Here is a 22,376-nt window from a genome sequence, read left to right on the forward strand (position 1 = left end):
CATCTTAAAGCAAAACTTTTATCTTTGTTTATGAAACATGGTACATTGGTATTGAAAGTGGGGGAGCTTTGTATGGGTGTTAATTGTTTTAAGTGTCAATATTTCCGTGTAACTTGGGATCAGAATAACCCAAGAGGCTGTGCTGCATATCAATTCAAATCGAAACAGCTTCCTTCAATTGTTGTAAAAAAATCCTCTGGAATTGATTGTATGCAGTTTTCACCGAAGCAAACTCAGGAGGTGCGTCGAGGATGATTTCTTATCAAGCATTATTAAGTGAAATAGAACAACTTGTAGCAAATGCGAAAAATGTCAATGATGAACACCAATTGCGAGAACAATTAAGTGCTATTCGTTCACTTTGCAACGTAGCATTAACAAATGGAAGTGCTCATCAAACATTGCAAGGACAAAAAACGATTACTAGTTTATCAAACGAAATAAATTCATCTCAAACTATGATAAATACAGCTTCCTCCATGAGAGGGGCAAAACTTCAAGAAAACGATGCAAATGGAGATTCTATTTTTGATTTTTAAATCAATGATCTGTTCAAATATATTAAATTTAAAAATTGTTTAGTGTAAGCTAACAATCATGGTTCTTAATGTGCATAAATAGAGTTATAAATTTTTTAGGAGCAAGCAGCTGTCACTGTTAACGCAAATTAGCCGTTCCTATGCTGATACGGCGTTTTTAACTGTAAAGCTAGCCGCTAAAGGACAAATGCGCATTATTAAAAATAAACTGTCTTTCTATTAATGAAAGACGTATTTTAAAGAAAGAGGTATAGAAAATGAAAGGTTCAATTATTTCAGGTGCAATTCACGGCTTTTTGGCAGTTGCACTAGGTGCTTTTGGAGCACATGCGCTTAAGGAAGTATTGGATGATTATGGAACAGGAATATGGGATACTGCTATACAATATCAAATGTTTCATGCTACCGCGTTGCTAGTAATCGGCATCTTAATGAGCTCAAAATTGTTGGGTGCGTCGAAACAGCTTAAATGGGCAGCGATTTGCATGAATTTAGGTATTATATTTTTTACAGGAAGCTTGCTTGTACTAGCGATATCAGGCATTGGTATTTTAGGTGCCATCACACCTATCGGAGGCGTTTTCTTCTTAATAGGCTGGATACTTTTAATCCTTTCAGCACTGAAGCATAAAAACTAAATATGAACCCAATAAGAATTATAGGGTGAAAGCATCTTATCAGCACATTGGAAAAGTAGAAAACTTTACTTTGATTGCGGTCTAATATGTTTTACATCCTATAATTCTTTTTTTATATCAGTTTTTTGAATAACTTAGGAATTATATATTTTATAACCTAAATTCATGGTAAAGTAGATGATATTACTGGTAAGTAGAACCTATAATTTAATAAAATGGATATTTTATATGTGAAAGGGGTAATTTACTATGGATAATTTATTTTCAGCATTACATAAATACTATGAAGAAATGGTTTCGATTCGTCGTTACTTGCATGAAAATCCAGAGCTTTCGTTTCAAGAAGTACATACACCTGCCTATATAGCAAACTATCATCGTGACTTAGGACTTGAAGTTAGAGAAGGCGTCGGCGGCCGAGGCGTTGTTGCAACATTGCGTGGAGCAAAACCAGGTAAAACAGTTGCAATTCGTGCAGACTTTGATGCATTGGCAATTCAAGAATTAAATGATATACCTTTTAAATCAAAAGTGGATGGCGTTATGCATGCGTGTGGACATGATGGACATACTGCAATCGCTCTAGTTCTAGCAAAAACTCTTTACGAAATGAAAGAAGATTTCCATGGAAATATTGTTTTTATTCATCAATTTGCAGAGGAAATTACTCCAGGAGGAGCAAAGCCGATGATAGAGGATGGTTGCTTAGACGGAGTAGACGTAATTTTTGGTACACATTTATGGGCACCAACCCCACTAGGAGACGTATCAGTTCGAAATGGAGCCATCATGGCTGCAGCCGATATGTTTGAAATAACAATTCACGGGAAAGGGGGCCACGGTGCGGAACCCCATAATTCCGTAGATGCAATTGTCACAGGATCACAATTTATTACACAGCTTCAAACTGTAGTTTCGCGTAGAGTAGATCCATTGAAGTCAGCTGTAGTTTCAGTGGGTCATTTTGAAGCGATTAATCCGTTTAATGTGATTGCAGAAAAAGTGGTGATAAAAGGGACAGTTCGAACATTTGAAGAAGGGGTTCGTTCGTTTATTGAAAATGAAATCGAATTGCTTCTTAAATCTATTTGCGATGGTGCACATGCAACATATGAATTTAAATTTACTAGAGGCTATCCACCTGTAGTAAACCATAAAAAAGAAACTCAATTTCTCGCAGATATAGCTTGCCAGGTTCCAGAAGTGAAAAATGTAGCAGAATGTTCTCCATTAATGGTTGGCGAGGATTTTGCGTATTATTTAGAAAAGGTACCAGGGACATTTTTCATCACAGGTGCGAAAAACCCAGAGTGGGATATCGTCTACCCACATCATCATCCAAAATTTAACTTTGATGAAAAAGCGATGTTAATAGCTGCAAAAACTCTAGGTCTGGCTGCTTTAACATATTTAAAAAATAATAAATAAAACGATATTTAAATTAAAAGTTTATAGTGGGGGATTTTATGAGTATAGGAGCCAAATTAAATGCAACAATTTATTCGCTAATTATTTTAATATGTATTTCTGTCGGTGTAAGCATTTTTAATGTAAATAATATTGAAGAAAAAATGGAAGAAGCATTAGATTATAGAGTGACTCAAATTCTAATAGCTGATGAAATTCGGTATGCTATAGCAATGCAAGGTTTATCTGTTCGTGACATTGTATCCGGTTCTACACAGGCTAGAGAGGATTTGGCGCATTATCAAGGCTTATTAGATGAAAATATAAATAAATTAAGCGCACTAGTTTCAAGTGATACAATGAAGGGGTATCTTGATGAAATAATTGAATATGAAGAAAGATATAAAAATAACCTTAATTTAGCACAAGCTGCTGCTGATGAAGGAGATACTAATCAAGTAGCAATTATTATCAATAATTTAAAAGAAGATGATAGACGCCTAACAGAGGTAGTATCAAAAGTGTTGGACTTCCAAAACACAAAAATCAATGAAATTAATGCAAAAGCTGATTCAGCAATAGCAACTTCTAAAGCAATTTCCATCGGTGTATTAATTATCAGCATTATCATTAGTGTTTTCTTAGTTATCTACATTCGAAAAACAATAAAAACACCATTAAGAAAAGTTGTGGATTCTGTAAAAATTGTTTCAACTGGAGATTTAACTGAAGAAGATATTAAAGTTACATCAAAAGATGAGATTGGGCAACTTTCAAATGCCTTTAATTCGATGAAAAATAATCTTAAAACACTCATTTATAGCGTACAACAAAATACAGAGCATTTAAGCGCTGCAGCAGAAGAACTTTCAGCAAGTACAGAGGAAGTAACTGCAACAACAGAAGATGTAACAAAACGGGTAAATGCTACAACAGAAACGGTAAAAAGCAGCTCCCAGGCGGCCTATGAAAGTGCACGATCTATGGAAGAAACGGCTGCAGGAGTACAACGTATAGCGGAATCTACCCAAGAACTACATAACAGCTCAATGGATGCTAGTGAGACTGCTACTAAAGGTAAAGAAATTATACGTCAAGCTAATGAACAAATGAATATGATTAATCAATCAACAGAATCGGTTAATATACTCGTTCAAAAATTAAGTAAACAGACAGAAGAGATTGAAAGAATTTCAAAGGTTATTACTGAAATTACAGAACAAACAAATTTACTTGCTCTTAATGCAGCGATTGAAGCAGCACGAGCAGGAGAACACGGCAAAGGATTTGCTGTAGTTGCAGATGAAGTTAGAAAGCTAGCTGAAGAATCTAAGGAATCTGCTAGCCAAATTTTTGCTTTAACATCGGAAATAAAACTAGATACAGAAAATGTAGAAAAAGCTGTTTCAGAATCATTATCATCTGTTCAAGATGGAGTGCAGATAATTGAGGTTGCAGGAGATTCATTCTCAAATATTGTTCAAGCAGTTGAAAATATGACTATTCAAATCCAAGAAATTTCTGCTACATCTGAGCAAATTTCTGCAAGTGCAGAAGAGGTATCTGCATCAGTAAACGAAATTTCAAGAGGTTCATCAGAATCTGCAAATGATGTGGAACAAATTGCACTTGCAATAGAAGAACAAGCAGCGACAATGGAACAAATAAATGTTGTTGCAGTTGAGTTAAGCGATAAGGCACAAAGCTTACAAAACGAAATCCAAAAGTTTAAAATTTAATCCAAAAAAAGTACAAATAGAAAATCCACTTCAATGAACCTTTAAAAAGGTTTATGAAGTGGATTTTATTTTGATAATTATCTTGGAGCTTGGTTGAAGTATGCAAGCTCTTCGTCGAACTCAGCATAATCGAAATAGATCATTGGGAATAAAAAGCGGTGGTTTGATTGTAATTCACGAATAATCGCATGGTCGCGGCCAGCTGCTTCAACTACTCCACGCACTGAAACTGTATTATTGCCGCCTCTTGCTTCTGGTACAGTAAAATGGAAAGTTCCTGGTTTTCCACGATTTAGTCGTAAAATATTTTCGATATACGATTCTTCACCACGTAATGCGGCAGTGCCATTTCTTACACCACCAGTTTGCATAGTTCCTCCGCTTGTTGTTGGTGGAACTTGCTGCTGAAATTGTCCAGTTGGATACTGCCCAGTTGGGTATTGTTGTTGGCCTGTTGGGCTCCAGTAGTAATAAGTCAAACGTAACACCCCTTCAATAAAATTATACAAAATGTATATAAATTAAAAGTGACACCGACTAAACTAAATTGTGACATATTTAAGCTAGAATACTTCTTAATTAAAAATGAACACTAAATCTTCAAATGAATTCAATCCAAATCTTTATGTTCTTAGAAAGGATAGCATTTCGAGAACATGACCTAAAATTATTTAGGGAAAACTGCTTTGCAAGACTACTCGGAAAAGGTTGAGCTTGCAGCCAGTCAGGAAAGTGAAGTCATTTTCTCGAAATTATCAAAAGAGAACCTATATAAGTATTTTAAAAAGAGATAAATTAAATTATGCGTAAGTTGCAATAGATGAGAAGAAAAAAACGTCCTGTATTCCATTGATTTAAAGATTCTTCGAAAGGCATGAAAAGCTAAAGAGTCTCTCATCTGGATGGAGCCGCTCACGTAGAGCAGATACTAGAAGTAGCTTTTTTGTTCAAACCAAACCCCCCGGGACTATGAAAGAAGATTAGTAAAATCAAGGTAATCTCTAAGAACACGGTTAACACCAACATGACTAGACCCTATTACCTTCAGCTTCTGCATATATTAATCGAGTGTAGAAAGCGACTTGAGCATCATTTGTTTGCAAAACAGCGATATTCAAACCTCCTCATAACAATGTATGCTTTTCCGACCATTTAAGAATAAATAATTGAAAAAAAACGCCTATGCAAATAATCTATGTAGCGGAATTTTATTTCGTTCATAAAATTTGTATAAAAAAATCGTGGAATAAATACAATGAATAAAGGGTGAAATCACGCATTATTTAATCAACTCATTGAACGGGAAAAAAACAATATTAAAAAAGGGGAATCGGTTTTAAAGAAAATCTAATTAGGGGTTGATACTATGCAAATAGGTATTTGGATAGCTATTGTCATCAGTGCGATAATATCTTTTATCGTCGCAGATTTTTACGAACAGCCGTTGCATTGGTATTTATTCATCTTAATCATATTTATAGGTTTTTTCATTAATACAGTAATCCTTATATTAAAAACAAAGGATGAAAAAGAAAAAAACGAGATTTAGGAATCCTAATAGGATACCTGTCTCGTTTTTCTATGTTTAGCCTAACCCTTGTCTCCCAATGCCGACGCGCAGCTAAAAGAGAACTTTGCAATTACTTATTTATTTACATTTAAAAATTGAACTAATTTATCGTTATCCAATAAGTTTCCTACTAAAAACTCACCGAATTCGCCGTAGCGAGCTGAAACTTCATCAAAACGCATTTCGTAAACGATTTTTTTGAACTGCAGCATGTCATCTGAGAATAATGTAACGCCCCATTCATGGTCATCTAATCCTACAGACCCTGTAATGTATTGTTTTACTTTACCAGCATAGCTGCGTCCGATTAAACCGTGGGAGCGCATTAATTCACGTCGTTGTTCCATATCTAGCATATACCAGTTGTCGTTGCCCTCACGTCGTTTGTCCATTGGATAGAAGCAAACATATTTCGTGCGAGGTAGTTCAGGATATAAACGAGCACGGATATGAGGATTTTGATATGGATCTTCGTCGGAATCTTTAGCTAAATAGTTTGAAAGTTCAACTACAGAAACATAAGAATAAGTTGGAACTGTAAAATCTGCAATCGCTAATTTATTAAATTCTGCTTCTAATTCTTGAAGCTCTTCAGGTGTTTCACGAAGAATCATTAGCATAAAATCAGCTTTTTGCCCAATAATTGAATAAAATGCATGTGAACCTGTTTTTGCAACATGTGCTTCGTTCAGTTTTTCCAAGTATTGTACGAATTCATCTACAGCTTTTGTGCGTTCCTCTGGGGAAACTAATTTCCAAGATGCCCAGTCGATTGCACGGAAGTCATGTAGACAATACCAGCCATCTAATGTAATTGCTGCTTCGTTCATTATATAAACACTCCCTTAATTGATAATCATTCACAATTATCTTAGCACAAAAACAAAATAATTCCTTGCTAGAAAGGTGCAATTTTAATGATTTCACGAATTCGTCAATAGTGTGTTCAAATTTTATCCCAATAGAGACTTTCATAGAAGGGGTAAAAAGGCATAATACATAAAAAATAGGAAATGAATGAAGTGGTCATTAAACAATACAGTTATCGCCACAATGTAAGTTGAACTTCGTGTTTGTCTTCAAAGTTTACAAATTCCGAAACTCTCGAATAGTTACAAACAGGAAATAGTGTATTTTACAACTTCAATCACCAGGTAAAGGTTGTTTACAATTATTGGTTTAGTTAATTAAATCCAGCTAACCTACTTTAAAGTTGAAAGGAACCCACTATTTCAAAGAACTTTGTAGAAATTAGGTGATGGGAGTTCAATTAAAATAGTTTTCGTGTATGATTATTTAGAGAACATTGTATTAAGGAGTAAAAACTATGCATCCTTTATTGCAGCAAAATACATGGCGTTTTATAGACCAATCTATTATTATGAAAAACCGTACACCACTTGAATCTTTCGCTATGGATGATACACTATGTCAGTTAGTTGGACAATTGCAGTCAAGTGCGACTGTAAGAACGTGGGTCCATGATCATACAGTTGTTTTAGGAATACAAGACCACCGACTGCCTTTTGTACAAGAAGGAATAGACTTATTAAAAGCACGTGGATATAATGCGATTGTTCGAAATTCTGGCGGATTAGCAGTTGTGTTGGATAGCGGTGTATTAAATATTTCTGTCATTCTTTCAGAGCAGTCTAAGTCGATTGATATTAATACAGGGTATGATGTCATGGTTGACTTTATAAAGCTATTATTCCCTGAAATCGCTGATAAAATTGAAGCTTATGAAATTGTTGGTTCGTATTGCCCTGGTTCGTATGATTTAAGCATCGGAGGGAAAAAGTTTGCCGGCATTTCTCAACGACGTTTGCGTCAAGGCATCGCTGTACAAATTTATTTATGTATTGAAGGCAGTGGCAGTGAACGAGCAGAACTAATACGTGATTTTTATAGTGTGAGTTTAAAAGATGTTGAAACAAAATTTGTTTATCCACAAATTCAGCCTAATGTTATGGCTGGTATTAGTGAGCTATTAAATGCAAAAATTACTGTGCAAGAAACAGTCTTTCGGTTACAAAAAATGCTTCAATTGTTAGGTGAAAATATTATTTTTCAGTCATTAAGTGACAAAGAATTAGAACTTTATACTTTTTATTTAAATCGGGTTTTAGAAAGAAATAAAAAAATGTTATCTTCGAAGTAATAGAAAAAACGGATGTGCTTAATTTGGCACATCCACATTTTCTTTTTCGCTATGGGTATAGTTCGCTACAAGATTTCCGTTTTTCTCCATTTTGAATACTGGAGCTACACGCTGTTCATCATCTTCTAATGTTACTAGTCTACGAGCTCGATTCATAATTTGAACAAATTGCTCGTAATCTTCACGAATCTCTTTATTCTCTTGTTCAAGACGTTTTAGTTGATTTTCTAATTCTTTTATTTTTTCAGTTGCAGTATTTGCAATATGACGCCATTTAGCAGCTTCATTATCGTTGCCCCCTTGATTTTGCAGGCGCAGTAAATATGCAATGACAATATCTAGATTAAGAGCCGATAATGGGATAGATTTTGTTTCTTCACCATTGTTAGAACTTGGAAGTAAATAAATACCTTGAGCACGGCGTCTTCCATTCATACCTAATACTCGCATTCTTTCTTTTCTTTCTTTTTTTGCTTCAGCTAGTTCTTTTTCATATAAACGGCGAACCACTGCATTCCAGCGAAAACCACAAGCAGCTGCTGTTCTATTAAGTGCATCACCAGCTTCCTCAAAGGCATTTAACTGTGTGCTTCCTTCCTTTACATGTCTTAAAACTGCTTCTGCTAATAGTTCATCGTTTTCTTTTAGCCAAGCATCTTGTCTAATTTTGACCATTTTTTTAACCTCCTGTTAATGTAGTAGTTTTGTTATTTCAAAACTTATGATGTCCAACATGTTCCAATTTTAAACATATTAATAAAAAAAATTTTTAATAGTATCTTTTGAACTAATAAAAATTAGGAGAGTTAGACACGAGAAGATGTTTAGGATAACGATGAAAATGATGCTTTTAATAAGAAAAGAGTAAGCTAGAGATAAACAATCTCTATCGAAAGTTATGTTTTCAGACCTTTGACTGAACTATATTGTTTTTACTTGAAGAGGTTTGTTTTTTTAGGCTACAATAGCTGGTAGGTTAAAAAATCCTTGAATAAAAATAGATTGTAAAAACAATTTAAAAATACACAAATAGAAAGGGTTGTTGACAAAATGGCAAACGAGTTTCGAGTTTGCGATGAATGTCAAGCCGTTAATTTAAAAACGTTAATTCCTAAATTAAAAGAACTTGATCCTGATGCAACGATTGAAATTGGCTGTCATTCATACTGTGGACCAGGCCGGAAAAAAACCTTTACATTTGTAAATGGTCGACCTGTTGCCGCATTAACAGAAGAAGAACTTATGGAAAAAGTAATAACAAAGTTAAAAGGATAATGAATTTTAAGCTATCTTCTAGATAATATGGAAGATAGCTATTTTCTTTAGTGAATAAGAAAGTATGAAATTTTTGACCAGTGTTTAGCTCCGCCGCTCCTGGAGGTAGTGAACTGTCCTTGGTAGAAGGCTGGAAAAGCTTATCGATTCGGGCCTTTGCAAGTACGAATAAGGTAATGGGGGCTTTTGTTGGACTGCGTTAGAGGCTTATGATGAGAGGCATCTATCAGCCGCTTCGCTTTCGTAAAGATAAGTTACTGTCTGTTTCCAAAGATGTGACATAAGGAGGTCAATGGTAAGCACTGCTCTTAGCACCAAAAGTGCAACGACAGGAATAGGCACTTGCAAATTTCTTGTATAACTTTTAAATAGAGTTTAATGTAATTTTCGCCTAAACTCACATATAATAGAAAGTAAGATTATGGGAGTGAGGTGCGGTCGAGTGGAACATTATGCAAATGCAAAATTAGTAGAAGAAAAAGTATTTAAAGATCCTGTGCACCGTTACATTCATGTGCGAGATCAGGTTATTTGGGATTTAATTGCCACGAAAGAGTTTCAAAGGCTGCGTAGAATTCGTCAGTTGGGGACAACATATTTAGTGTTCCATGGTGCCGAGCACAGTAGATTTAATCATTCTCTAGGAGTATATGAAATTGTTCGGCGCATTACAGATGATGTTTTTCGTGGTCGTTCAGAGTGGGATGAACAGGAGCGTTTACTAATACTATGTGCTGCTTTACTGCACGATTTAGGACATGGTCCATTCTCACATGCTTTTGAAACTGTCTTCCATACAGACCATGAGTATTTTACAAGACAAATTTTACTTGGAAATACCGAAGTGAATGGTGTATTGAGGAAAGTTTCCGAAGATTTTCCTGATATGGTTGCACAAGTAATTGAAAAAAAATACCCGAATGAACTTGTAGTTAGCCTAATATCAAGTCAAATTGATGCAGATCGAATGGATTACTTACAACGTGATGCTTACTATACTGGAGTAAGCTATGGTCATTTTGATATGGAACGAATATTGCGCGTGATGAGACCCCGAGAAGGAAAAGTAATTATTAAATCAAGTGGGATGCATGCTGTAGAGGATTACATAATGTCACGCTATCAAATGTATTTGCAAGTGTATTTCCACCCGGTTTCTCGCAGTGCAGAAGTGTTGTTAAATAATATATTAAAAAGAGCAAAACAACTTAATGAAGAAGATTATCAATTTGCACTTGAACCTACTCATTTTAAGGCGTTTTTTGAAAATAGTATAACAATAGAAGATTACCTCGCTTTAGATGAATATATTTTATTAACATATTTTCAATTTTGGATGAAAGAGAAGGATCCAATATTAAGTGATTTATGTAGCCGTTTTGTAAATCGGAAACTATTTCAATACAGTAATTTGAATCCAGAAGAGGAGCCGGAACGTTTCAACCGTTTAAAAGATCTTTTTGCTCAAATGGGTATTGATCCTGAATATTATTTATATCATGATTGTACAACCGATTTACCATATGATTTTTATCGAACAGGCAAAGAGAGTACACGTCTACCCATCTTCTTGCTCATGCCAAATGGAGAAATTCGCGAGCTGTCTCAAGAATCATTAATTGTAGACGCAATTGCTGGTCGTATTAAAAGTGATCATAAAGTCTATTTTCCGAAAGAAATTTTGCACGATGAGTCAATTGATGCAAATCTTCGAAATGAGCTGCATAAATTGATTGGTTAAAACGAAGAAAAACATCCTTAGGTCAGATCAAAGTGATTTGCTTGAAGGATGTTTTTAGTAACGAATAAGATATTATAGAATTTTGAATAATGTCCAGCTTTAACGCCCAGCCCCTCAAGGTCTCGGTTTGCCCTTGATCGAAAGCTGGAAAAGCTTATTGATTCGGGTCTTCTGAAGTACATGGATGCACCAATGTCGACCAGCGCTTGTCGGGGTTAATCAGGCGCTTGTGCTTTTCTTATTTTTTATCGATAGCACGTACTCCACCAGTTGCGTAGTGGTTTTTAGACATTTCTTCGATAATGATTGAAACAGCTTCTGCTGGTGCATTCGTTGTTTCAACGATCGCTGCTGTTACTTTTTCAACTAAAGCTTTCTTTTGTTCATCTGTACGACCTTCAATCATTTTTACAGTTACGATTGGCATTTTACATCCTCCTTAGTGGATAATAATAGTGTATATTCATTATAATAGGCATATACGGAGGGATTTACAATGGCAAATGAAGAAACACCTAAGCAAAAAATAGGCTTTACAATTATTAAAAATGATCCAACGGATGGCCATAAAGGGTTTGGAATAGGTTCATTGTCACTAGAAAATGTATCGCCTGTCTTCATTGATATACAAGAAAAACGTGCTTTTATTGATATTGGTGCTATGCATGCAAAAAGTGATGTAGAGCGCGGCATCAAATTTACAACAAATCGTGAGGATTCAGAAGGTGGTAAACCATATTGGCTCGTTTGGGTAACAATTGATTTTAAAGAAGAAGGACCATATTTTGCAGGGGTTACAGCTTGTGAAATGGTCGTAAACCGAGAAAAAAGACGTGGATACAAAATTTTAGCAGACCATGTAAATAAAATGGATAAATCAATGAAACGCCGAATTATTGTTGATCATATGGATGATGATTCAAAACGAGTTTTAGCAGAATTTCTCCAATCCCATAATTTAGAAATGTGGGAAAAAAGCGATGAACAGCTGCGAAATGATCTAATTGTAAAATAAATTAATTGTATATTTTTGTAAAAAAATATTTTGAATTGCATTAATCTTGAAATGATTTAGTCAATATCTTTTTATAAAATAATAAAACTAATATTGAACATTTTGTGACATTTTAATATGCAATTTAATCCATTATTGAAACTGACAATGAAAAAAAGTACACTGAGTCTATAGCTTATAATAGTAGGCTAGGACACTTGGCAAATAGAGCATGAGAGCTATGCGGCATTTGAAACATCCCAAGCCAAATGCCCCATAATCCTCATGTTTTTATTTGCCATAAAAAAGCTTTCTCTGTGTTCGGAACTAATCCGACTAAGAGAAAGCTTTTTTATATTTTGCAATACTATTTTAGTTTAAAAAGTTTTTAAATGCTTCAAATGGGAATAAATCTAAGAAATTATTCCATGAATCATTATCAAACAATTCTGTTGATGAGCATTTTTCAGTTGGTACATCTTCTTTTTTTACATAAATAAGACGTTGCTTTGGACAAGCATCTGTCGCAAGCTTGCCTGTTTCTATGTCAATGACAACACCTTCAACACCTTCTGGAGCTTCAAAGGTTTCATTTGGTTTTCCCTCATTAATTGCTTCCATAAAGTCAATCCAAACTTGTTTTGATGCAGCCATGTCTTCTTGTACAGAAAGGGTTTTTCCTTGATCATAACCATTCCATACACCTGCTGTAATACTTGGAGTAAAACCTAATATCCACTGATCGCTAACAGTTGTCCCTGATTTTGCAGCATACGTATGAGTCATACGTGGGCGAAGAGATACACCTGTTGCTGGAGAGTAGTCACTATATACTGGATCGAAAATGCCTGTTAACATATCGGTTAAAATAAAAGCATCTTCTTCTGAGATAACTTGCTTCTCTTCAGGTTTTTTATATTCATATACTATTTCGCCATTGGCATCTTCTATAGAAAGAATTGTTGTTGCCTGACGTTGTTTACCTTGTGCAGCAATTGTATTATATGCATTTGTTAAATCATAAAGTGATGTTTCGATTGTACCAAGAGCAATCGATGGGTTATTAGCTTTTGAATAATTTAAATTAAATCGTTCTAACATATCCCGAAATGGTTCATAACCAATTTTCTCCAACGTTTTAACGGCATAAATATTGTCTGAGATTGCAATTGCTTGTGCCAGCGACATTTCACCATCAGCATATTGTCCGTTTACATTTTGTGGTTTATATGTTGCTCGTCCATTGTCATACGTAAAAATTGTTTCTCCAACATTTAAATACGTTAGAGGAGAAAAGCCGTTTTCTAATGCTGCAGCGTAAAGAAATGGTTTAATAGACGAACCAGGTTGTCGAGCCGCTTGTGTTACTCGGTTAAATGAGCTTTTTTCATAATCTCTCCCGCCAACTAATGCAGTGACATGGCCTGTTTCAACATCCATACTTACTAAACCTGCTTGTAAGTCGCTATCTGGCATATTATTTTCAATAGCCTGTTCCGCAGCCTGTTGATGAGCTTGGTTTAATGTTGTTTTAATAACCCAACCGCCTTCACGAATATTTTTATTTTCCTTTTTTAAAATTTGTTCGGCTTCTTGCCAAACAGCATCTAAAAAGTAAGGGGCGACGGACTTTGCTGCAGTCCATTGTTCATTTTTTAAAACTATTTTTTCCGAGATGGCACGTTCTTTTTCTTCTGATGAGATATACTCTTGATCTTCCATTAAGCCTAATATAGTTTTTTGTCGGTTAGTTGATTTTTCATAATTATTAATAGGAGAATAAATACTCGGACCTTTTGGAATACCCGCCAATAGAGCAGACTCAGCTAATGTCAAATCGCTTGCTGATTTTCCAAAATAATACCGGCTTGCTGCTTCCACACCGTACATGCCGTGGCCATAATTCACGGTGTTTAAATAGCCTTCTAAAATTTCATCTTTATTGTAAAAAGTTTCTAATCTGTATGCGTAAAATGATTCTTGTATTTTTCTTGTCCATGTTTTATCTAAAGATAGGTAGAGGTTGCGTGCAAGCTGCATTGTTATTGTACTTGCTCCCTCAGCCATACTTTGGGTTTTTAAATCTGTTAATAATGCACTCGCAATACGAGAAAAGTCAAAACCATTATGTTTATAGTAGTCTTTATCCTCTACCGCGACGGTTGCATCGATTAAATAAGGCGATATTTCATCCAAATCAACCCAATATCTACGTTCGGCTGTAAAATAATCACCGATTCGATTTCCACTACTATCTAAAAACACGGATGCTTTCGTCACAGTTAAAGGTGGGGCACCGGCAATTTGGGCGTACAGCCGAATTCCCATAAGTGACACAGCTACTGCACTAATAAGAGCGACAGTAATGAAAACTGTATGCTTTATCCATTTTTGCCGTTTCTTTTTTCGTCTATAGCTTTGCCTACTCATCCGTATTCACCTCATTTTCTTATTAAATATAGTATGGACTTGAACTTTCCGCTTTAATCGATTTTATACATAAAAAAACTGTTGCACTTTGTCTAAAAACATCTATACTTTTTTCCTGTATGTATAAAACTATACGAAAAATGTCGAAATAAGGTTTCGAAACCTAACTTAATCCGAATTTTCAGGCAGTAATTCACTATTGGACTTTCGAAAATTCCAAGTTTATTTGGTAATATGTGAATGTAAATGTTTGAATTGTCCCGAAAACTTCGAGGCATAAATTCACAAATGAAATGATTAAAATTTGAAAATAGCAGGTGAAGTAAATGAGATTTGATGAAACATACTCAGGCAACGTATTTATTAAAAGTCATCCAAATTATGAGGAATCTAAGGCAGTACTTTATGGAATGCCAATGGACTGGACAGTAAGCTATCGTCCAGGTTCGCGTTTTGGTCCCGCACGTATCCGTGAAGTATCCATCGGGTTAGAGGAGTATAGCCCATATTTAGATCGTGAGCTAGATGATGTGAAATTTTTTGATGCTGGAGATATCCCGCTGCCATTTGGAAACGCGCAGAAATCACTAGATGAAATTGAGAAATTCGTTAAAAGACTTTTAGCTGATGGTAAAATTCCAGTAGGGATGGGTGGGGAACATTTAGTTTCTTGGCCTGTTATGAAAGCTGTTTATGAAAAATATAACGATTTAGCAATTATCCATTTCGATGCTCATACAGATTTACGTACTGAATATGAAGGGGAACCACTTTCACACTCAACTCCAATTCGTAAAATTGCTGAGCACATCGGTCCAAACAATGTGTATTCATTCGGTATTCGTTCTGGAATGAAGGAAGAATTTGATTGGGCACGCGAGAACGGTATGCACATTTCAAAATTTGAAGTATTAGAGCCGTTAAAAGAAGTGCTGCCAACTTTAGCAGGGCGCAATGTTTACGTAACAATTGATATTGATGTATTAGACCCAGCACATGCACCAGGTACAGGTACAGTTGATTGCGGCGGCATTACATCAAAAGAATTACTAGCTTCAATCCACGCAATTGCGGGCAGCGATGTCAACGTAGTAGGCTTTGACTTAGTAGAAGTAGCCCCAATATACGACCCAAGCGAAATGACAGCAAACACAGCTTCTAAATTATTAAGAGAAATGATTCTTGGCTGGGTAAAATAATCCGTTAGAAAGATTTAACCCTTGTTATGAGCGGGTTTAAGAGTTTTATGAGCGGAATTCTGAGATATATGAGCGATTTTTCACACTTTATGTGCGAATTTCACCAGTTTATGTGCGAAACAAAACAAAGAGCATGGAAAACTTGTTAAAAGTGTTCCATGCTCTTTTTTTCAAAAAGTTCAACCTTGATAAAAACACGAGATTCGTCCTATAATGATAAGGTTATAGTAATGTAAGGCGAGGAGTTGACCATTGGAATGAGTGAAGTTGAAAAAAACGTAAAAATAAAGTTAAACTCAACGATCCTGCCGGCAGATGGAGAATCCGAAACTTATGAATTGTGGTTAAGTGGAACTTATATTGAAAAATCGGGCAAAACATATTTACGATATGAAGAAGCAATCGATGAAAATAAGATTCGTACGACTGTTAAAATGGATAACGAAAATGCCCTTATTTTACGAAGTGGTGGAGTAAAGATGCGGCTTCCTTTTAATACACTTCAAAAAGAAGGCGGGCACTATGAAACACAATATGGAACGCTGCCTATCGTTACACAGACGCATCAATTAACCCATGAACATAATGAACAAAGCGTGATAAATGGTAAATTTCATGTCCAGTATGACCTTATTATTAGTGGTCAATCTGTTGGTAAATATACGTTGGAAATTCAATATTCGGAGGGACAAAAATGAACGCAGTAGAGCAATTGCAACAATCCATTAAGCAGCTTCTAGCAGCTGCAGTTGAAAAATCGGGCTTAGTAGAAGAAGGTGCACAATATAACATCCACCTTGAAACTCCAAAAGATAAGGCGAATGGCGACTTTGCAACAAACCTGGCTATGCAATTAACAAAGTTAGCAAAGAAACCACCTCGTGCTATCGCGGAAAGCATTTTAGAAAACCTTGAAACTGAAGGTACAGAAATTGAAAAAATCGAAATTGCTGGACCTGGCTTCATTAACATTACAGTTCGTAAAGACTTCCTGGCTGATGTTATTAAGGCTGTTAAAGAGCAAGGTGATAACTATGGACGTTCAAATGCAGGGAACGGTGAAAAAGTTCAAGTAGAGTTTGTTTCTGCAAATCCAACAGGTGACCTTCACTTAGGACATGCTCGTGGTGCCGCATTTGGGGATTCTTTATGTAATGTTTTGGACTTTGCTGGTTTCGATGTATCCCGCGAATATTATATTAACGATGCTGGAAATCAAATTAACAATCTTGCTTACTCATTAGAAGCACGCTACAAACAAGCATTAGGTTTGGATGCACAAATGCCAGAAGATGGCTACCATGGTCAAGATATTATCGACATTGCCGGAAAATTAGTAGAGCAATTTGGTAATTCCATTTTAGAAAAATCAGATGAAGAACGTTTCGAATTTTTCCGCGAACATGGTTTAAAGCTTGAGTTAGAAAAACTAAAAAATGACTTAGCAAACTTCCGCGTGAACTTTGACGTTTGGTATTCAGAAACTTCTTTATACAAAAACGGCAAAATTGATGTAGCATTAAATAAATTAAAAGCAAACGGTCATGTTTTTGAAGAAGAGGGAGCTACATGGTTCCGTTCAACAACATTCGGCGACGATAAAGATCGTGTTCTAGTTAAATCTGACGGTTCATTTACTTATTTAACTCCTGATATTGCTTACCATGAAGATAAAATCAATCGTGGTTTCGAAAAACTAATTAATATTTGGGGTGCTGACCACCACGGATACATTCCTCGTATGAAAGCGGCAATCCAAGCGCTTGGCTACGATCGTGATAAACTTGAAGTTGAAGTAATCCAAATGGTTCAGCTTTATAAAAACGGCGAGAAATACAAAATGAGTAAACGTACAGGTAACGCGGTTACAATGCGTGAGTTGGTAGAAGAAGTAGGGTTAGATGCAGTACGTTACTACTTCGTTAAAACTGCTTGTGATTCACACATGGACTTTGATTTAGATTTAGCAGTATCTCAATCAAACGAAAACCCTGTTTACTATGCACAATATGCTCATGCTCGTATTTGCTCAATTCTTCGTTCAGCAGAGGAACAAGGATTTAGTGCATCTTTAGATAATTTAAATCTTTTAACAGCTGAGAAAGAAGAGGATGTACTGAAAAAAGTTGGGGCGTTCCCACAAGTAGTAGCAGAAGCTGCGAATCATCGTACACCTCACCGCATTGCGAATTACATTCAAGAATTAGCTGCTGCTTTCCACAGCTTCTACAATGCGGAAAAAGTAATCAACCCAGATAATAAAGAACTAACAGAAGCACGCCTTTCACTAATTAACACAGTACGTGTAACATTAGCGAATGCCCTACGTTTAATAGGAGTAGCTGCACCTGAGAAAATGTAATTACTTAGCAAGTAATAAAAATAAAAGGTATTCTGTAGCGAAAGGCGAAGCCGACAGCTACAAACGCCCTACGTTTAATAGGAGTAGCTGCACCTGAGAAAATGTAATTACTTAGCAAGTAATAAAAATAAAAGGTATTCTGTAGCGAAAGGCGAAGCCGACAGCTACAAACGCCCTACGTTTAATAGGCGTAGCTGCACCTGAGAAAATGTAATTACTTAACAAGTAATAAAAATAAAAAGTATTCTGTAGCGAAAGGCGAAGCCGACAGCTACAAACGCTCTATGTTTAATGGACATAGCTGCACCTAAGAAAATGTAATAACAAATATCCCCTAGTAATACAGGGCTTTCAGAGTGAAGACAAAGCAAATTGACTTTGTCTTCACTCTTTTTTCATTTTATAAACAGTTAAAAGCAACTAGCCAGACTGCCTCGTATCGCGGTAGCAGCAATACAACTTAATATGGAAGCCCTGAGTAAAAGAACTTTTAAAAAAATCCTAGGTACATAGACAATTCTATATTTATTGAGAACATATAACTCTATTTAATGTATAGAAAATTCTAATAATGTCATAATTTCTGTTGAAGTTTACGTTAACGTCAATGCTATACTGATAAAAAAGAAGAGGTGATCAGATGAAGACGATAAAGGAGGTTGCTAAGCAGTTCAATGTTTCAACTAGGACGCTTAGATACTATGAAGAAATTGGTCTGCTTCATCCAAGTCGCTCGATATCAAATCAACGAACCTTTTCAAAAAAAGAAATTGCAAAATTGAAACTCATCCTTAGAGGCAAAAAATTTGGTTTTTCTCTTGAAGAAATAAAGGAGATGGTGCTGCTTTTCGATGTTGATCGTACAGGGATTCAACAACTGGAACGTACAGTCAACTACGGCGAGCAAAAAATGAAAGAAATTGATGAAAAAATCGCTGAGCTTACTCAAATGAAAAATGAATTACAGCAACTGTATACGATGTTTAGCGAAAAATTAACGAGATTAAAAGGGGAAGATACTTGATGAATAGTTCAAATTTATTAGCAAGAAATGCCCGAAAATATCCAATGAATGAAGCAGTAATTTGTAATGGTAGACGAACTACGTATAAAGAGCTGGATGATCAAGTAACAAGATTAAGCAATGCTTTAATATCAAAAGGAATTAAACAAGAAGATAAAGTCGTTCTTTTTATGCCGAATGTTTTGGAATTTATCGTTAGTTATTTTGCTGTTCAACGAATCGGAGCAATTGTTGTGCCAGTAAATGCAAAGTTCACACTGTCTGAAGTTGAATACGTTGCACAACATGCAGAAGCAAGTGCAATTATTGCTCATGAAGCAATCTTTTCATCAGTCGAAAAAATTTCAACTATACCATTAAAAATTAAAACAGGCCCGGCAAAAGAAGAATGGTTAAGCTATGAGGAACTTATTGAAAGCGCTGACAATACACAGATTAATTGTTTACTAAATGAAGATGACCTTTCTACAATTCTTTACACATCCGGAACAACAGGCAAGCCAAAAGGGGTGCTTTTTAGCTATCGAAATATATTGGCTGTTGCACAAATGATTGCTATTGAAATGGAAGTAAAACCTGAAAGCCGTATTCTACTTATGATGCCATTAACACATTCTGCTCCATTACACCTATTCCTAATGTCTGGCATTCTAGTAGGTGCAACAAATGTATTAACCCCAACGTTTACACCAGATTTATTCATTACTTCAGTTGAAAATGAAAAAACAACACACTTCTTTGGTGCACCAGTTGCCTACTTAGCCACTGCTTCACATCCTAGACTTCAAACAGCAGACCTCTCTTCAATGAAATGGTGGATATATGGTGGTGCGCCACTTTCTGAAAAGGAAGTTCACTATATACAACATGCATTTAAAACAGAAAACTTAACATGTGTATACGGATTAACAGAAGCGGGTCCAAGCGGGGCGTTAATGTTTGGTTATGAACATGCTGGGAAGGCAGGAAGTGTTGGTAAAAGAGCTCCATTTGGTACAGAACTGCGCATAGTAAATGAAGATGGCAAAGACGTTGCAGTAGGGGAAATTGGAGAAATTGTTTTGTATGGGGAAGGGAACATGATAGGTTATTACAAAGACCCTGAAGCAACTAAAGCTGCGTTTATTGACGGATGGGTGAAAACAGGAGATTTAGCTCGATTTGATGAGGATGGCTATATTTGGATTGTGGACCGTAAAAAAGATGTCATTATTTCCGGAGGAGTTAATATCTATCCTAAGGAAATTGAAGATCGGATTCTTCAATATGAAGGGATTTTCGAGGTCGCTGTCGTTGGAGTGCCACATGAGGAATGGGGAGAAACTGTTAAGGCGATTTTTGCAGCAAAAACATCGATTGATAAAGAGGCATTAAAACAATATTTATCTGAACATCTAGCAAAATATAAAGTGCCGCGAATTTATGAGCAGGTGGAAGCATTACCGCGCAATGCAGCTGGGAAAATCTTGAAACAACAATTAAAACAGCAGGTGGTGAACTAAATGAAAGTTTTACAATCAACCAACGCTAAGGAAACAAACTTTTTTTCCAACAATGAAACACTTCATAAAATATTGGAGGAAATGTTAGACAAAGAGTTTCTTGATTTTGCAAAAAGAGAATTAAACGATTTCGGTGAGCTTGTAGCTGGTGAAATTGATGAACGGGCAAAACATACAGATCGAGAAGGAGAACCCCGTTTAAAACGTTATAACAAATATGGTGACGAAGTATCTGAGATTTGGGTAAATGAAGGCTACAAAAAAACCATTCAACAGACCTATAATACTGGAATTGTTGGGTATGTTCATAAAGAAATACCCCAGCTTGGTAGAAAGGGAAACTATATTTATAGTTTTGCACAAGGATATTTGTTATCGCATGCTGAGCCTGGTTTTTATTGCCCCGTTACTTTGACAATGGCAACAGCCTACTTGCTTGACCATTATGCTGATGAGGAACTTAAGAATCGTTTTTTACCACATGTTTGTTCAACAGGAGAAGTGGAATTGTTTGAGGGTGCCACTTTCTTAACAGAGCGTCAAGGTGGTTCAGACGTTGGTGCCAATGTCGTTGAAGCACGTTTTGACGGAAAACATTATCGTTTGTACGGTGAGAAATACTTTGCTTCAAATGCGGGGATGTGCGGGGTGGCAATGGTGTTGGCACGCAGACAGGATGCTGGGCCAGGAACAAAAGGATTAACGCTGTTTGCAGTTCCCTGGAAAAATGAAAACGGGACAGTTAATGGTCTTCGTATTCGTCGTTTAAAAGATAAGCTCGGTGTTCGTGCAGTCCCGTCAGGAGAAGTTGAATTCGATGGAGCGCTTGCTTACGTAGTGGGAGATCCAAACAAAGGAATTTATTATATGCTGGAGGCTTTGAATCTATCGAGAATTTGCAATGCAATTGCATCAGTTGGAATAATGAACCGTGCTTACTTGGAAGCAAAGTATTATTTATCAAATCGAACTGCATTTGGAGAAGTGTTAACGAATTATCCTATGATTCAAGATTCATTGGCGAAGTTTGCTGCAAAAGTTCACGTAGAAGTGGCTACTACGTTTGACTTAATAAAATTGTACGATGAAGTTACAGCTGGAAATGGTACGAATAAAGAAATGATTTTAAATCGCCTTAACATCGCAATTATGAAAAAGGAAACTGCAGAACAGGCAGTAAAATTTGCGAGTGAGGCAATTGAACTTCACGGGGGCAATGGTTATATAGAGGATTTTGTAACACCTCGTCTTCTTCGAGATGCACAAGTTTTAACTGTTTGGGAAGGAACTGCGAATATTTTAGCGCTAGAGGTCATTCGTTTATTTAACAAATATAATGCATATAGTCTATTTATAGAAGAAATGAAATCTCGCTTGCAAGAAGTTGCAAAAACAGGTTTAAAAGAAATTGTAGTTGAACAATTAAAAACTTTAGAAGAACAGTTGCACGTATTTATTACTCTAGACGATGCAATGCAAACATTTGAGGCTAAAAAAATAGCAGAGAAAATGGCTTTATTATACGAAAGTGTTGTTGCAGTAGAATGGGCTGATAAATATAGTGGGAAATATGAAAAACTAGCAGAAATTTATTTAGAAGAAGCTTGGAAGCTACGCAACATAGGAGACCCAATGAAAACTGTCCAATATTTCCATGATGTTATTTAGATTTTGACAAAATATTAATTGAAAAAATTACAAGAAGAAGACCAAGAATGCTGTTAAATCAACATTCTTGGTTTTTAATTTTTCCTTCTTAATTTAAAAGTATTAATTCCTATAAAAAAACTTCGAA

At 35.8% G+C, this 22,376-nt stretch carries 21 protein-coding genes; 16 read left to right on the top strand and 5 right to left on the bottom strand.

Annotated elements, in window-relative coordinates:
* Nucleotides 1-72: 72 nt before the first annotated feature.
* From MKY04_RS03385 to MKY04_RS03405, 5 genes are all read left to right on the top strand, one after another.
* The gene (locus tag MKY04_RS03385; RefSeq protein WP_126293279.1) at nucleotides 73-255 is read left to right on the top strand and encodes a uracil-DNA glycosylase; all 183 of its coding nucleotides are present in this window, start codon (nucleotides 73-75) and stop codon (nucleotides 253-255) included.
* On the top strand, nucleotides 252-539 hold the full coding sequence (locus tag MKY04_RS03390; protein ID WP_126293225.1) for a YwdI family protein: 288 nt from the start codon (nucleotides 252-254) through the stop codon (nucleotides 537-539). The genes MKY04_RS03385 and MKY04_RS03390 overlap by 4 nt, the downstream gene beginning before the upstream one ends.
* Before the next feature lie 257 nt (nucleotides 540-796).
* A complete protein-coding gene (locus MKY04_RS03395) occupies nucleotides 797-1,177 on the top strand; it encodes a DUF423 domain-containing protein (protein WP_126293227.1) in 381 nt (126 codons plus the stop codon).
* A 249-nt stretch (nucleotides 1,178-1,426) separates the two neighbouring features.
* Nucleotides 1,427-2,605 carry a M20 family metallopeptidase gene (locus MKY04_RS03400; protein WP_126293228.1) on the top strand — a complete coding sequence of 393 codons (1,179 nt, stop codon included), beginning with the start codon at nucleotides 1,427-1,429 and terminating at the stop codon, nucleotides 2,603-2,605.
* A 38-nt stretch (nucleotides 2,606-2,643) separates the two neighbouring features.
* Nucleotides 2,644-4,323 (top strand): methyl-accepting chemotaxis protein, encoded by a 1,680-nt coding sequence (locus tag MKY04_RS03405; protein WP_126293229.1) that lies wholly within the window; start codon nucleotides 2,644-2,646, stop codon nucleotides 4,321-4,323.
* A 77-nt stretch (nucleotides 4,324-4,400) separates the two neighbouring features.
* Here the strand turns inward: MKY04_RS03405 and MKY04_RS03410 are convergent, their stop codons facing one another.
* Nucleotides 4,401-4,802, bottom strand: coding sequence for a spore coat protein GerQ (locus MKY04_RS03410; RefSeq protein ID WP_246020178.1), 402 nt, complete (start codon nucleotides 4,800-4,802; stop codon nucleotides 4,401-4,403).
* A gap of 887 nt (nucleotides 4,803-5,689) precedes the next feature.
* On the opposite strand from MKY04_RS03410, the gene MKY04_RS03415 reads away from it, so the two are divergent.
* The gene (locus MKY04_RS03415) at nucleotides 5,690-5,872 is read left to right on the top strand and encodes a hypothetical protein (protein ID WP_126293231.1); all 183 of its coding nucleotides are present in this window, start codon (nucleotides 5,690-5,692) and stop codon (nucleotides 5,870-5,872) included.
* Between the two features lie 95 nt (nucleotides 5,873-5,967).
* Here the strand turns inward: MKY04_RS03415 and hemQ are convergent, their stop codons facing one another.
* Nucleotides 5,968-6,723, bottom strand: a complete 756-nt coding sequence (hemQ, locus tag MKY04_RS03420; protein ID WP_126293233.1) for a hydrogen peroxide-dependent heme synthase — start codon at nucleotides 6,721-6,723, stop codon at nucleotides 5,968-5,970.
* Between the two features lie 497 nt (nucleotides 6,724-7,220).
* Here hemQ and MKY04_RS03425 point away from each other — a divergent pair, with 497 nt between their 5' ends.
* On the top strand, nucleotides 7,221-8,054 hold the full coding sequence (locus MKY04_RS03425) for a biotin/lipoate A/B protein ligase family protein (protein ID WP_346235310.1): 834 nt from the start codon (nucleotides 7,221-7,223) through the stop codon (nucleotides 8,052-8,054).
* 18 nt (nucleotides 8,055-8,072) lie between these two features.
* Here MKY04_RS03425 and MKY04_RS03430 read toward each other — a convergent pair whose 3' ends face one another.
* Nucleotides 8,073-8,729, bottom strand: coding sequence for an RsfA family transcriptional regulator (locus MKY04_RS03430; RefSeq protein WP_126293237.1), 657 nt, complete (start codon nucleotides 8,727-8,729; stop codon nucleotides 8,073-8,075).
* A gap of 375 nt (nucleotides 8,730-9,104) precedes the next feature.
* Between MKY04_RS03430 and MKY04_RS03435 the strand changes: the two genes are divergently transcribed.
* The gene (locus MKY04_RS03435; RefSeq protein WP_126293239.1) at nucleotides 9,105-9,329 is read left to right on the top strand and encodes a DUF1450 domain-containing protein; all 225 of its coding nucleotides are present in this window, start codon (nucleotides 9,105-9,107) and stop codon (nucleotides 9,327-9,329) included.
* Nucleotides 9,330-9,750: 421 nt separating this feature from the next.
* On the top strand, nucleotides 9,751-11,070 hold the full coding sequence (locus tag MKY04_RS03440; protein ID WP_346235311.1) for an HD domain-containing protein: 1,320 nt from the start codon (nucleotides 9,751-9,753) through the stop codon (nucleotides 11,068-11,070).
* Nucleotides 11,071-11,308: 238 nt separating this feature from the next.
* Here MKY04_RS03440 and MKY04_RS03445 read toward each other — a convergent pair whose 3' ends face one another.
* Entirely contained in the window at nucleotides 11,309-11,497 is a 189-nt protein-coding gene (locus tag MKY04_RS03445) for a 2-hydroxymuconate tautomerase (RefSeq protein WP_126293243.1), read from the bottom strand.
* A 69-nt stretch (nucleotides 11,498-11,566) separates the two neighbouring features.
* Here MKY04_RS03445 and MKY04_RS03450 point away from each other — a divergent pair, with 69 nt between their 5' ends.
* Nucleotides 11,567-12,085, top strand: a complete 519-nt coding sequence (locus tag MKY04_RS03450) for a YwhD family protein (protein WP_126293244.1) — start codon at nucleotides 11,567-11,569, stop codon at nucleotides 12,083-12,085.
* A gap of 351 nt (nucleotides 12,086-12,436) precedes the next feature.
* On the opposite strand, the gene MKY04_RS03455 is transcribed toward MKY04_RS03450, so the two are convergent.
* Nucleotides 12,437-14,494, bottom strand: coding sequence for a transglycosylase domain-containing protein (locus MKY04_RS03455; RefSeq protein WP_346235312.1), 2,058 nt, complete (start codon nucleotides 14,492-14,494; stop codon nucleotides 12,437-12,439).
* A gap of 326 nt (nucleotides 14,495-14,820) precedes the next feature.
* On the opposite strand from MKY04_RS03455, the gene speB reads away from it, so the two are divergent.
* The 6 genes from speB to MKY04_RS03485 all read left to right on the top strand — a co-directional run bounded on the left by speB (nucleotide 14,821) and on the right by MKY04_RS03485 (nucleotide 22,249).
* Nucleotides 14,821-15,693 (top strand): agmatinase, encoded by an 873-nt coding sequence (gene speB / locus MKY04_RS03460; RefSeq protein WP_126293248.1) that lies wholly within the window; start codon nucleotides 14,821-14,823, stop codon nucleotides 15,691-15,693.
* A gap of 257 nt (nucleotides 15,694-15,950) precedes the next feature.
* The gene (locus tag MKY04_RS03465) at nucleotides 15,951-16,391 is read left to right on the top strand and encodes a DUF1934 domain-containing protein (protein ID WP_126293250.1); all 441 of its coding nucleotides are present in this window, start codon (nucleotides 15,951-15,953) and stop codon (nucleotides 16,389-16,391) included.
* Entirely contained in the window at nucleotides 16,388-18,055 is a 1,668-nt protein-coding gene (argS, locus tag MKY04_RS03470; protein WP_126293252.1) for an arginine--tRNA ligase, read from the top strand. The genes MKY04_RS03465 and argS overlap by 4 nt, the downstream gene beginning before the upstream one ends.
* A gap of 640 nt (nucleotides 18,056-18,695) precedes the next feature.
* Complete coding sequence (locus MKY04_RS03475) at nucleotides 18,696-19,079, top strand: MerR family transcriptional regulator (RefSeq protein ID WP_126293254.1); 384 nt, start codon at nucleotides 18,696-18,698, stop codon at nucleotides 19,077-19,079.
* A complete protein-coding gene (locus MKY04_RS03480; protein WP_126293256.1) occupies nucleotides 19,079-20,581 on the top strand; it encodes a class I adenylate-forming enzyme family protein in 1,503 nt (500 codons plus the stop codon). Before MKY04_RS03475 ends, MKY04_RS03480 begins: the two co-directional genes overlap by 1 nt.
* Entirely contained in the window at nucleotides 20,582-22,249 is a 1,668-nt protein-coding gene (locus tag MKY04_RS03485; protein WP_126293258.1) for an acyl-CoA dehydrogenase family protein, read from the top strand.
* The last annotated feature ends 127 nt before the right edge of the window (nucleotides 22,250-22,376 follow it).

It is taken from the genome of Lysinibacillus telephonicus (assembly GCF_039654155.1).
In the GTDB taxonomy this organism is placed as follows: Bacteria; Bacillota; Bacilli; order Bacillales_A; family Planococcaceae; genus Ureibacillus; species Ureibacillus telephonicus.